Origin of the sequence: Pseudoalteromonas sp. H105 (assembly GCF_001469215.1) — a bacterium.
Classification (GTDB): domain Bacteria; phylum Pseudomonadota; class Gammaproteobacteria; order Enterobacterales; family Alteromonadaceae; genus Pseudoalteromonas.
In genome coordinates this window covers 179,374-192,400 of the sequence record NZ_LOFH01000006.1, presented here as the reverse complement: position 1 = coordinate 192,400, position 13,027 = coordinate 179,374, and the positions used below count along the sequence as shown (strand labels likewise).

The following is a 13,027-nucleotide window of genomic DNA, read 5'->3' as shown; positions in this document are numbered from 1 at the left end:
AATATTATGCACACTACATATTAAAAAGTTAATCCCTCCTTTCTAAAACTCAATTTTACTACTACGATTAAAAACTGCACAGTCTTAATGGATAAAGTAAGTTTTTATGGATCAATTCAGTTCTTATATTGTCGCTAATGAATACGTTGATCTATCAAAGTCTTTATTGAATGAAGATGAAGGAGTCTGGTTATCTGTAAACAAGCTTCATAGTGGCGTAGTTGCATTAGATGAAAAAATGAGAGTACTCCCATTAATTTCTGAATTTCTATCCTATAGCTTCCGAAACAACAAAATAAGCCGCCACACGGCAAAAACGTACGCTAAGAATCTGAGTTATTTTTTGGCTTATCTTAAAAATAGGAAAGAATTTCAAAAAACTCAGCTTGATGAAGCATTCCTTACGGTATCAAAATTTGTTATCGAAGAATATTTAGCGGAATTAAGAACTAAATATGATTTATCTACTGCAACAGTGCGAAATCGAGATGCAACACTTCAAGCATTCATCCACAAATTCCTCTATCAAAATCACGAGCTACGAAACGCATATATTGAGAAAAGCCCGTATTCAAATGGGTTAATAAGTGGGCCCGTAAAGCAAAAGCTTGTCATTTCATGCTCTTTAGATGAGTTAACAAAATTAATAATACAAACCGGCTCTGAGCGTGAAAGGCTCATTATTCAGTTTATTTTTGATTCTGGGGTTAGAAGATCAGAGTTACTAAACATAACCAAACAAGATATAGAAGATGCTATAGAGTTTAATAGTCAAAAGTTGATACACCAAAATACGGACATGCCAGTAATATCACCCTACGCCCCACTTTCTATACAAGGTGTGAAAGGCAGACATAACAATACTAAGCAAAGAATGACCTTGGTAAGTCGAGCTGTTTTAAACCGTATAATGAGATACCATGCCTCCCCCCTATACAAAAAGCATTCAAGAAAGTATTCATCCCTATCAGAAACCCCTGCATTCTTTAATGCCGAAGGACGCCCGATTACCCCCAAATGCCTGTCTAAGCTATTGGATAGACTATCAGAGCGTGCATTAAAGAAAGGTATGCTATCCAAGCCTATGTCACCGCACAAATTAAGGCATGGTTACGCATACGATTTACTTCAATCACCTGACATAGGACAAACCTACGTGGACAGGCTTGCTGTAGTGCAAAAATCACTTGGCCATGCATTCTTAAGTAGCACTGAAGTTTACACAAAAATACCTTCAGAACTATATAAAACAATAACTAATAGCGACGGTGAATTATTAACCAAAGCGGATAGGATGGATCGGCTTGTTAAAAGCACGATACTTAAAATATCACTTAAGGACAAGAAATGAAGCGTTCAGCTAATTTATGGGTTTATGAATGGGATGAGTTACTCACCATGCCACTAAACTGCTTTGATGACTTAGCTCAACCAACTAATGCATCTCCGCATCGACAACTAATGCACTTATTCACATCAGTATTTAAAGTTAAAGTAAGTAATTCTTATCGTAACGATGTAAAGTCCACTTTTAGACATGTTTCAAGACAGATTAGCGAAAAGCTGAGTAAGCAGCCTGTATACCTTGGCGAAGTTTTAAATGAGTTCTCATTAGATGAATTTCATGCTTATTTAAAACGCTGCATGTTAGATGAAAAAATACATAACCGTTATGCAAACGTTTTACAAAGTACTTACAAGAACGTTTTAAACAAAGCTATTGACATTAATGTTCCTAATTTCGAAAGATTTTACTTACCCAGCTCATTTTGCTATTACACAAGAGTCACTGAGCGCTACAAACCCTACAATAAAGATGATAAGGAAAAAATTACAAAAGCAATAGAAAGTGAAATGAACCAAGTTTCAAAACTTCTTCAACCTTATCAAAAATCAGGTAGTGGCACAGAAGTTATTGATGAAAACGGTGAGCTTACTATAGAAGATTACGACACTCTTACATTAGAAGATGCTCGTTGGCTTTTTGAAAATAAAATGGCTTGCACACCCATAAGTACCTCAAATAATTTTCGTCAAACGCTCGTTGAAAGTACCTTCCACGAAATAATCAGTAGTAATGGTGCGTGCTATCAAGATGTTTACGAGGCTTGGGGCGTTTTATACAAAGTCACAATGAACCATTTACTTCCATTTTTACTTAAGCTAATGCAAATAACAGGTATGAATGTAGAGTCAATTTATGCTCTTGAACTGGATGATCTGGTAGACAAGCACCCTGCAACTGGCAAACCATGTCTTAGATATTGGAAGGAACGTTCTAATGGTCAAAAGTCATACCACTTAGATATTTTTAAAGCGAACCTTCAGTGGCTAACCCATAGCCAAGGAACCCATGTAAAAGATATTTTTAATACTGTTACGAGACTAACATCTGTACTCCGAGAAAAGTCCTCAACTGAACAAAAAAATAAACTGTGGCTATTTGAAACTCATAATGGGCTAATAAGAAACCTGCCAAATAGCAACTACTTAAATAAAGCTTTAAACACATTTAGAGAAAAAAACCAAATTTTAGAACATGCAGATAGTGAAAAGATATTAGAGACAACTAGGTTTAGACCTACATTTGTTAGCGACCTACTAGAAGAAGGAGTTTCAATTAGAGAAATACAGTTACTAATGGGGCATAGAAACCTACATACAACAATGCGATACCTTGATATTCATGATTTTGGGCAGATCGCAAGAATAAAAATAAGAGATAAATTAATAGAGCTTCACAGCAATATAAGCTCTTCGGTGGGTAGTAAACCTAGTAAAAAAGTAAATAACCAAGAGCGATTGCCCATATCAACCCCTTTGGCAACGTGTAAAAATATTTTTGACCCGCCTGAATCTGTGAAAGCCCTCAAAAATTACATCCCAGGCAAGCCGTGTAGTACTTATAATATGTGCCTCAGTTGTCCAAATGTGATCATAACCAAAACAGATTTACCAAAGCTTTTCGCAATGAGACGTGATTACCTCATTAAAATTCAAAATAGCAGGGTTATAGATACTCCATTTGGCCATGTAATAAAAAGTAACCTAGTACTTTTAAATTCAATCCTAGAACCATCAATGTCAGAATTCGGATTAGAAGAGCTCGACGACGCTGAAAGACTATCTCTTTATGTAGAAACAACTGAGCTTATTTAGGTGGATAAAATGGAAAGATTACCAAAACATTACAGTGTACTAAGTACTATTGCTGAATTTAAAAAGTATAAATTATACTTTTCAAATATTGACAAAAAAATAGTGGCAACTAATGAAAGTAAAATATATCTAACCAAACTATTAAGCCTTCCTGCCTCCATGGCATCTCAGTTCTCAGACGTAGAATGGGATTTCAACTTAGAAAACCCTAATGTCTCAGCTAGTATCAGTGGTAGTAAATTAAAAATTAATTTCAGCAAATATAAAAACATACCTACAGGAATAATTATTGAAATAAAATGTTTGCTTCTGAGCATTCTGCTATCCCCTGAAGTTTTCATTAACAATCGTAGAAAAGCCAAAAAGAAAGGAACTACCAGACTTGCTACAAGCACTATCTTAGCGCACATTAAATCTGGACTTAGATTTTTAGACACACTTTTTAAAGTTTTAAAGGTTAACCTCGGAAAAGAACATATTGAAAAAATATATTCATCTCTGACTCAAATTCAAGCCATCGATTACAAAGAAACCGCAAAAGTTCATAGCAATTCTTATAATGATGACTTGAAACAATTTTTTTCTTATATACAAAACCCTCACACATCAGAACATATCTTTGGTGAAAATATTTCAGCCTTTGATTCAGACCAGTTTAGTTGGAAAAAACGATATAAAAAGAAAGCCTCAAATGTAGTAATGCCGAACTGGGCTTTTGATAAGCTTATAAGAACCGCTTCTTTACTGGTACACGATTTCCTAAAAACAATAGGTGAGGAAGTGTCGGACTCTTTTGTAAGCAGATATAAATTACAAAATGAAACTATGTACTGTCGTAATGCTGGGGTAACTAAAGAAACATTTCAGCTTTACAGAGCTTACCGCCTTATAAATGCAGGTTACCCAAAAACATATGTAAAATCAAAATATGGTATACCTGATGAACTAGTTAACTCAAAAGGTAATTACAACCTTCATGACATGACTGCATTCCTCAATAGAGGAGAGTCTAATAAATGTTTACTTCAAAATATTAATGAACAGCTAAAACTTGTGAGTTTTGCAGCTAAGTACTTAATAGGTCAATATACTGGCATGCGACCTTCAGAGTTAGCCGTAATAGATTTAGATAATTGCCTCGTTGAGGAAGGTGGTATAAAGCTACTTCGCTCTCATGTTTTCAAAGGAAAAAACACTTTTTCAAAAGGTCTTTTCGATGATAAATGGGTGGTTATTCCAATTGTTGAGGATGCTTTAAAGACAATGCAAGCCTTAAGCACAATAACGCAACGAAGTTTTGTGTTTAGTGCTATCAACACAAAGAAATATGACAAGACAGAAAAGCCACAAATACCTCACTCGATAAGTTACCAGATAAAGAGATTCATAAATTTCGTTTCACCAGATGATGATCTTGGGTTTAACAATTGCATGATGCGTCACACACTTGCATATCAACTTTATAGGTTAGAAGCAGGCCTGCCACTAATCTCATTCCAGCTTAAACACTTAGTAAATACTGTAGATAAGTTTCTATCAAGGGGTTCAACAAGTGATGTGACTATGGGCTATGGTGGAATTGCTGATAGCCTTGTTGAAAGTCAAACGGCGCAAAAGCTTAGAAAACAATCAGAGATTGAAGTAATCAAAGCAACAGCAGACCCTGACGGTAATTACCTTGGGGGTAAAGCAGATGAGCATAAAGAGCGTCTTAAAACAGCATTTAAAGGTTACATGGCAAGCGGGTATTCAAAAGAAGAAATTTTTGAAGCTATGGCAGAGCAAGGGCTCGGTGTAATAAATGTTGGATTAGGTTATTGTTATGGTTCAGATAGTAAAAATGAGAATCTCCCCTGTATAGGCTCACTAAGATGTAACCCAATCAGGTGTTCAAACGCCATAGTCAGTGAAGCAAACGCACCATACTGGAGAGAGGTTTATTCAACCAATTTAGCTAACCTTAATAACCCTAGTTTTGCAGACAATAAAGAGCAAATCAAAGAAGTCATCAATGAAGCTAAAGGTGTTTTAACACTACTTGGTCATGGAGTGCCCAATGAGTAATCCCTTTGACATCAAAAATCAACGTGACTTTGATGAAAATACTGAAAAGCTAGTTGCCGCAATAGATAAAATAAATAATACGCCTTCCCTGCCAGCAACTATAGCTGAGCTTTCTAGATTAACAGGCCTTCACCGTAATGCTATAAGTAATAGAGGCTGGCCAAATCAAAAATTAAAGCTTATAAAAGAAAAAAGAAAAACCCAAAAAAAGTCAGAAACCAATCCTACTGTAAATAAAAACCCTATAAAAATTTTGGAAGAAAAATTAGACAATGCAAAAAATGAGCTTGTGTATTGGTTTAATAAAAATCTTGATAATGAGAAGCAAATTAAGCAGCTAGAAATAAACTTAGAGCGAATGTCATTAGCGCGTAATGACTATGAAACTATGCTTAAAAATGAGAGGATTAAAAGTATGGAGCTAACTAAACAATTAGAGCAACTAAAAAATTTAATATCATAAATCTCCAATAATCTAGCGATAACTTATCGTTCCCCATACCTTTATAATTATTACACTTTTACGGATTGAAATTGCAATATGGCCATCAAGTCAATAAGAATAAAAAACATACTTTCTTTCAGAGACTTTAAACTTCAAAACCTAGCAGACATAAACTGTTTAATTGGGAAAAACAACTCAGGGAAATCCAACTTATTAAAAGCTATAGATTTTTATTATAAATCTCTCAATGATGAACCAGTAAACAACTTAAACTTACTATCCAGCTACTCGAATCATGGAGAGATAGAAATAACTTTTGATACAAATAGACTGGAAGATGTCATTAGGACAAAAAAAGAAAATAGTTCTTACCAAAAACATATGTATAAGACAATGTTCAAGAGTGAATTAAGCGAGTGGGAATATTTGTATAAAAAAAGTGACAATAAAAAACAATATACCCTGACACTTAAAATTCATAAAAATAATTCCATATCATGGTCTAACCAAGATAAAGATATTAGAGAAATTATTCATCGAATTTATCCATTCTTTTCTATTGATACACGTAGAATAGACCTATATGACTGGAAGTATCTATGGAACATAATTACTAAGCTAAAGTTTCTTAACACATCAAACCTACCTAGAGAAGAGCTCATAAGTTTTATTGATAGTAAGATATCGTCAAAGAGTAATTCGTATAAAGAGTATGTAGAAAAAATTAATGATATTACTGATACAAGCCAGTACGATTATCAAGAGATGTTACTTAATTACATAAAAGTAGGCTTAAAGGGCCACACTTTTCTTATTGATGGATTTGATCTCACGAAACAGTCCGATGGAACTAATTCTTACAAATTCATTGAGATATTCCTTCATCTGGTTATCTCGTTAACTAGGCGTGAGTTTATAACCCCAACAGTTTTTATTGATGAACCAGAAATTGGTTTACATCCAAAAAAAGCTGAACAACTAATTGATAGCTTACATATAATATACTCAAATCTTAAAAGCACTAGTGAAAAATGGGAAAAAGGTAAATATAAAACCCCCAACCCTAAATTCATATTTAGTACACATAACCCTTCAATACTAAAAACGACTGTTAAGCTTTTTAATAAAAAGGATGAACATAAAGTTTACCATTTGACATGCAAAAAAAATAAACACCATGCTGTAACTTCATGTTCTACAATGAACTCATACTTTGAAGATGACAGATTTGTAAATGTTTTTGACGATAATGAGGCTAAACTTTTCTTTAGTAATTTTATACTATTTGTAGAGGGTGAAACTGAACTAGAGCTTTTTGGAAACCTATCTTTAAAAAGAATTTTCCCAGCATTAAATAAGATCGATGTATACAAAACAAATGAAGTGATGCTGAAAGCAATAAACCCAACAAAGTCAAATGTAGCAATACCATACCTAGTTTTATATGATGCTGACAAGATGATTAATATAGACCTTAAAAATGGCGCCATAAATTTTTTATCAAAAGAAGTAGATATATTTAAAATAAGAAATAGTCTTAAATACAGCTTCTGGGGCTCAAAAAATGCTTACTTACATAAAAGGTTGGGAAGCATATTAAAACTTAACGGAGTTAAGAATCACTTAACCGATAACAAATTAGCATTTAAGAAAAGGAATATTTCAGATCTTATTGAGAAAATAAATTCAATTCTTCTCGAAAAAGAACGTATTCTTTTAGCACCTAACACAATCGAAGGGTTTCTGATAAGTTCTCGCAGCCAAAGAATTTTTATTAAGTGGATAAAAATAGAGTTTTTAAAAAACTCAACCCCTGGCTCCAAAGGTGATGTAAATGTAATAATCGAGAAATATAGAAATACAATTTTAGATAAGAGTAAGTTAGAAAGATGCTTCCTATCAATATTTACTGGTTGGAACAGCAGCAAAGAAATATCTCAAGATAATATGATATTTGCTCATAAGATCAGAGCTATGATGCTAAATCATATCGTCAGTAAGTTTAAAGAAAGCCAAATAACAAAGCCTGAACGCTTAATTATTTTTAGAATGTTATTAAAAGGTAAATCTGACACATTATGTAGTATTGAAAACAATAATTACAACCATATTAGTAAAGAGACTAAAGTATTAATCAAATTTTTAGATAAAAATGTGATTAAGTTTATTCCTTCATGTAATTCGAAGACTGGTGGTTGGGTATCTAGCTTCCTTAACTTTTCGATTGAGGAGTTAAGAGGAACTGCTGCAAGCCCAGCAGAGCTTGAAAAAGCATTCGCTTTTACATTCCCTCAAATATCCCGTATCATTGAAGATGTTTCTTCTTCGATAGATTAGGGGATTCTACATTTAGAATAAAGCCTAGTGCTTTCTAGCTCCGTTATTTACTTGCTTTGCGCCTTGTATCTCCTGTTGCCGCTTTTAAAGCACGTAAACGTGAAAAGATGTTCTTTGTGTCATGGAAGAAATAGAAATGAAAAAGATTACTTTATCTAAAACTGTATTTGATATATTAGATGATTATTCATTTTTCGATAAAGCTAAGGGGCTCACGCCCCTTAGCTTCGAAAATGTAAATGAATTTAAAATTGGTAAGAAATTTACATACACCCCAGAAAGCAATTTAAAACCGCTCCACAAAAAATTATCTCGTTTTATTCTTAATAACTATCTATCACATATACCTCTTAACCAATCTTCTGTCGCATACCAAACTAAAAAGTCATATTTTGATTTTATTGAGCCACATAGGAATAACTACTTTTTTATACGCATTGATCTAAAGAACTTTTTTCATTCAATATCACCAGCAATTATAAAATCCAATTTCCTAAATCACTTTTCTGACGACCCAATATCAGAGTCTTGCCCTCAGTCTCACGCAAAACTAGTGTATAATTTGATCACATTGAAACTTGATGAAAATAGCAAAAATAAAACTTTCATGAACGAAGAAATACTACCTATGGGTTTTCCATTATCACCGGTGGTATCAAATATCATATTCAGAAAAATAGACATTCTTATAGAGAAATTCTGTGATATTCATCACATCAAATATACTCGATATGCTGATGATATGCTCTTCTCTTCTAAAGGTTCTTTGCTACCAAAGCCAATTTTTAAGCCCATAGTCATGGGTCGAAAAGCAGTAACAAAAAGCTATAAACCTCACTTTATTCACTCCGAAAGATTTTTAGAGGAAATATCCATACTTTTAAATTTAGATGGGTTCAAATTAAACAGAAAAAAGACAATGAAAGCTGTGAACACTTTATCCCTAAATGGCTATACAATTTCTGGAAGTAACTTTCCTGATATAAACGGAACAATTAGAATATCAAATAAAAAAACTAAGTTAATATCGCAGCTGATACATGAGCTAAATTCTGAGGAACCTAAAACAGATGTAGAAATTTTCAAGCTTTGTTTTAGGCACGAATTCCCAAAACCCAAATATAAGAAAAATGCAGGGCAATTTATAGAAACATTTTGTATTAACCAGATTAACAACAAGCTAATTGGTTACGTATCATATCTAAAGTCTATTATTTATTACCACGATGACCATAACTGTCTAAGTAATGAGTCTATTGATAAATACAGTAAAATTATAAATGAACTCAGTACAATTATTTCTAAAAGAGTTAAGTAGCATAACTTAAAATGGTAGGATAATGTCCTTACAAACAATAGTAGGAACTGTAAAATGTTACATGAAGGTCAAAAAGCCCCTGATTTTACGTTACAAGATCAAAACGATGAATCTGTATCACTTGCCTCTTTTAAAGGCAAAAAGGTATTAGTGTATTTTTACCCAAGAGCATCAACTCCTGGCTGTACAGTTCAAGCATGTGCATTGAGAGACTCTAGAGCAGAGCTTGACGAATTAAACGTCGTTGTTTTGGGTATTAGTCCCGACACACCAAAAAAACTAACTAATTTCACTAACAAACAAGATCTTAATTTCACTTTACTTGCCGATGAAGATCATGCTGTTTGCGAAGCTTATGGTGTTTGGCAACTAAAGAAGTTCATGGGCCGTGAAAATATGGGGGTAGTTCGTACTTCATTTCTAATTAATGAGAATGGCGAAATAGAACATGTCTTTAATAAATTCAAAACAAAAGATCACCATGAAGTCGTTCTAAGCTACTTAAACCAATAAGTTTAAAAAATAATGTAGTGGTCTCAAATAGCTCACTACATTTCCTTTACCTGATAAGGTTACAACTGAGTTTGATCCTTAAGGTAAAAGCCAACAAGTTTACTTCCTTTAAATGCAACACTAGAGTTACATTTCTTTTAGTATATTTGAATACGTCATAATCATATAGAAAGCTCCCCGAGTTTTTCGATACAGTGGTGTTGACCAAAACATAAACAGTTGGACTTCCATAGTTTTTAAGCATTTTTATGCGGTTTTCTTGCTATTTCAAATTAATAGCTTGTTTCATTGTAATATGAACAGTATCCGATTTCTTACATCTTGAATAAGAACAACTAGATAAATCTCTATCCGCCTCTCTTTAACCTTTTGAAAATTAAGAGGTAAATAATAAATATTATCATGATTTCATTGCGTAACTTGATCTAACACTCAGTGAATACTACATTTATTACCCAAGTCGTACATTGTATGGTGTTACTCATGAGTTATAGAACAATACATAAATTTCTAATAATTATTATTTTGGGACTGTGTAGCTATAAGTTCTATAAATGCAATTGCCCAAGAGTTCACATTCTCTCATAGAACCCATGAGCAATATAAAGTGTTCTATGAGCTGCAACGTAACATGTCATCAATGCAGAGGATAGGAATTACTCTTTATAACAATTACGCCTTTTCGGTCTTTATTGGAAGGATACCAGCTACAACACCATTAGTAATTGCTACTTCTGAATGTGAACCAGTCACTACTGCATCAAGCGGATTGAGTACACATTACAATCAGCAACTCAAGATATTTGCCCAGTTTGAAGCTTTAAAGCAAAACAGCAGCCCTATAGATTATAGACTTTGGAGAAAATTAGCAGATAAATTCATTTAACATTTTTCTTAAGAAATCCACTTAAACCTTTAGTAAGGAAGCTTTTGTTATGAGAATAACGTTATATATAATTTTTCTAACGCTCCTAAAATCTAATCTAAGTTTTGCAGACGACACAGTGTTTCTTCCGTCTGTTTCTTACCACATTGAGTCAATTGTTGAAATTGGTGTAGAAAAAGAAGGGATGTATCACCAACTTGTTAAAACAACTAGTAGAGATAAATTATCTCAAGGTGGCTCGAACTCAACTGTTAATAAAAGTGACAATAGTTCAAGCACTTCTAAATCCAAAGTTAAGAAAACAAACCCCAATAAAGCAAAAAGTAGACCTAAAGCAAGTGGCCTTTTAACTGGCATTAGTAGTGCATTTGGTGGGGATTATTTGGGATTAGTCAGTTGGGGAGGGGAATTCTTAGATCATATGTCAGAGCCTAGATATAATTATGATGTGAATTATATCTATGAAACAAAAACATCCGCTTCAACCACTTTTAGCAACACTATTCAAAATTCATGGAGTAGCTCCACTGAGCTTAATTCAGTTATAACTAAAGACCTCAAATATGATGTTAATAAAGGATTTATGAGGTTTACTGTTAATTTCTCTAATATCGGCGAGAGAACTTTTAAAATGCTAGAGCCGGAATTCGTTATATATCTTATATTGGGAGGTGGTAACAAAGTGTTTGTTGGAAAAACATCCCCAATAATGGGAAGCAATGATATAAAAACAATAGGTGTTAATGAAAGTGTTTCATTACCAGTACAAGTATCAGATTTAGATTTTACTAGTTTGATTGAGAGTTATCAGAATGCTGTAGGTATTGAGATTAAGCTCCAAGATCTCAAGGTCATGCATAAAGGTGAGAGTTTAGCTATAAGTGAGATTAAAGAACACTTCTTCAAGGAATATATTCAATTCGATTATTTTGATGGTCAAAAAAGAACTATCAGATATATCAAAGTTTCTCAAGATGGGATTAGTTTAGGAGATTTTTATGCTGTAGCTCTAAAGAAAAAATCTTTCTTAGTAAATAGTAATATTAATGAAATAAATGGAGCTACTCCTTATGTGCTGTCTATATCTAATAAAAAAAGTAACAAAGAGTTATTCTCAAATTTATCTAGTAATGAATCAAGACTTCAATGGAGGCGCTGGTTTTCTTCTGTTATAGATGATAATGGCCTTGTTTATGAGCCAACTATAGATAAGAAGGTTTATCCTGGCTACACTCTTAAACTTGGTTATTATGGGGCGAAGGATATTCTCCCTGCCGAACAATATGAACCTGTAGTATATGAAAAAAAAGATATGAACCTGACTAGCGGTAATAATATTTCTTTTCCTTTGAAGTTTGAGAAAGGTGATATCATAAAGTTTACTAATATACGTTTTAGTGATGAAGTATATATAAACAAAGTGAATATCAGCTTAGAAAAAATGTCACAGAAAGAAGTTGAGATAGAAAATCAAAAAGCTGCACAAATAGGAATAAAAGACATCGGTGGAGGTACATTCATAGTAAGTAACGATATAAATTTTGATGCCCCACTTCACAGTCATCACTTGTCAAAAGACCAACAACAAGCTTCAATTCAGTATAATTCTTACAGGATGAAAGTCAAAAGTGCTTCCTTAGCGGTAGTTAAACCTTCTGTATTCTTTGTTACTCCCCCAAAGATGAAACCTATGAAAGAAAAATATGCACATTTATTATTACGAAGTAAACAAGTTGAGCGTTTAAGTAGAATTTTTAATCATTACCGTGATATTGATTACCCTGAGAAGAATTTCAACATTTCTGTACTCTCTACTAATACCGATTTAAATAATGAAGACCTTTTCGGTCTTATACTTGAATCATCTAAACGACCAAATGAAAATTTAGATGATTTTTTATCACGCATGATAGAAGAAAAAAATATTTTGACTTATGAAGTATCTGAATCGATTCCTGAGGTCGATAACTATTGGAGCTTCCGCTTTCCAAAGAATACCCTTTATTCTTCAAACGTTCTTCTTCCAGCTGATAGTTCGGTTAATATCCCTAGTACGACAACTGGAGTTGTGTTGGGAGATGGCTATATGATTAGCCCTATTCGGGTTGAAAGTATGTTCCCAAATATGAGACCCATTAGTTTGCACCTCACCGATGAACGTGCGTTTCTGTATGTAAAAAACCTACCTTCAAGAATTATTTTTACTCATAAGCATGACACACAACCAATATCGCTCAAGGTCTCTGGGTATGAGATTCAAGCCGATATGAAAGTACTGCGGTACTAATATGTAAGTAGTGACTTG

At 33.4% G+C, this 13,027-nt stretch carries 8 protein-coding genes; all 8 read left to right on the top strand.

Annotated elements, in window-relative coordinates:
• Positions 1-106: 106 nt before the first annotated feature.
• The 8 genes from ATS75_RS12200 (at position 107) to ATS75_RS12160 (ending at position 13,009) form a co-directional block, all read left to right on the top strand.
• On the top strand, positions 107-1,351 hold the full coding sequence (locus ATS75_RS12200) for a tyrosine-type recombinase/integrase (RefSeq protein ID WP_058560697.1): 1,245 nt from the start codon (positions 107-109) through the stop codon (positions 1,349-1,351).
• Positions 1,348-3,159, top strand: a complete 1,812-nt coding sequence (locus tag ATS75_RS12195) for a tyrosine-type recombinase/integrase (protein WP_058560696.1) — start codon at positions 1,348-1,350, stop codon at positions 3,157-3,159. Before ATS75_RS12200 ends, ATS75_RS12195 begins: the two co-directional genes overlap by 4 nt.
• 9 nt (positions 3,160-3,168) lie before the next feature.
• A complete protein-coding gene (locus tag ATS75_RS12190) occupies positions 3,169-5,223 on the top strand; it encodes a site-specific integrase (protein ID WP_058560695.1) in 2,055 nt (684 codons plus the stop codon).
• A complete protein-coding gene (locus tag ATS75_RS12185; protein ID WP_058560694.1) occupies positions 5,216-5,686 on the top strand; it encodes a hypothetical protein in 471 nt (156 codons plus the stop codon). Before ATS75_RS12190 ends, ATS75_RS12185 begins: the two co-directional genes overlap by 8 nt.
• A gap of 78 nt (positions 5,687-5,764) precedes the next feature.
• Positions 5,765-8,005, top strand: coding sequence for a retron Eco8 family effector endonuclease (locus ATS75_RS12180; protein WP_058560693.1), 2,241 nt, complete (start codon positions 5,765-5,767; stop codon positions 8,003-8,005).
• Positions 8,006-8,126: 121 nt separating this feature from the next.
• A complete protein-coding gene (locus tag ATS75_RS12175; protein ID WP_235591177.1) occupies positions 8,127-9,323 on the top strand; it encodes a reverse transcriptase family protein in 1,197 nt (398 codons plus the stop codon).
• A gap of 54 nt (positions 9,324-9,377) precedes the next feature.
• Entirely contained in the window at positions 9,378-9,836 is a 459-nt protein-coding gene (bcp, locus tag ATS75_RS12170; protein WP_058560692.1) for a thioredoxin-dependent thiol peroxidase, read from the top strand.
• Between the two features lie 935 nt (positions 9,837-10,771).
• A complete protein-coding gene (locus ATS75_RS12160; RefSeq protein WP_058560690.1) occupies positions 10,772-13,009 on the top strand; it encodes a hypothetical protein in 2,238 nt (745 codons plus the stop codon).
• Positions 13,010-13,027: the final 18 nt, after the last annotated feature.

What these genes read in the sequence shown, in the direction of transcription:
- ATS75_RS12175 (WP_235591177.1), top strand. Translation starts at nt 8,127, where the DNA reads ATGGAAGAAATAGAAATGAAAAAGATTACTTTATCTAAAACTGTATTT.
- ATS75_RS12195 (WP_058560696.1), top strand. Translation starts at nt 1,348, where the DNA reads ATGAAGCGTTCAGCTAATTTATGGGTTTATGAATGGGATGAGTTACTC.
- ATS75_RS12190 (WP_058560695.1), top strand. Translation starts at nt 3,169, where the DNA reads ATGGAAAGATTACCAAAACATTACAGTGTACTAAGTACTATTGCTGAA.
- ATS75_RS12160 (WP_058560690.1), top strand. Translation starts at nt 10,772, where the DNA reads ATGAGAATAACGTTATATATAATTTTTCTAACGCTCCTAAAATCTAAT.
- ATS75_RS12180 (WP_058560693.1), top strand. Translation starts at nt 5,765, where the DNA reads ATGGCCATCAAGTCAATAAGAATAAAAAACATACTTTCTTTCAGAGAC.
- bcp (WP_058560692.1), top strand. Translation starts at nt 9,378, where the DNA reads ATGTTACATGAAGGTCAAAAAGCCCCTGATTTTACGTTACAAGATCAA.
- ATS75_RS12185 (WP_058560694.1), top strand. Translation starts at nt 5,216, where the DNA reads ATGAGTAATCCCTTTGACATCAAAAATCAACGTGACTTTGATGAAAAT.
- ATS75_RS12200 (WP_058560697.1), top strand. Translation starts at nt 107, where the DNA reads ATGGATCAATTCAGTTCTTATATTGTCGCTAATGAATACGTTGATCTA.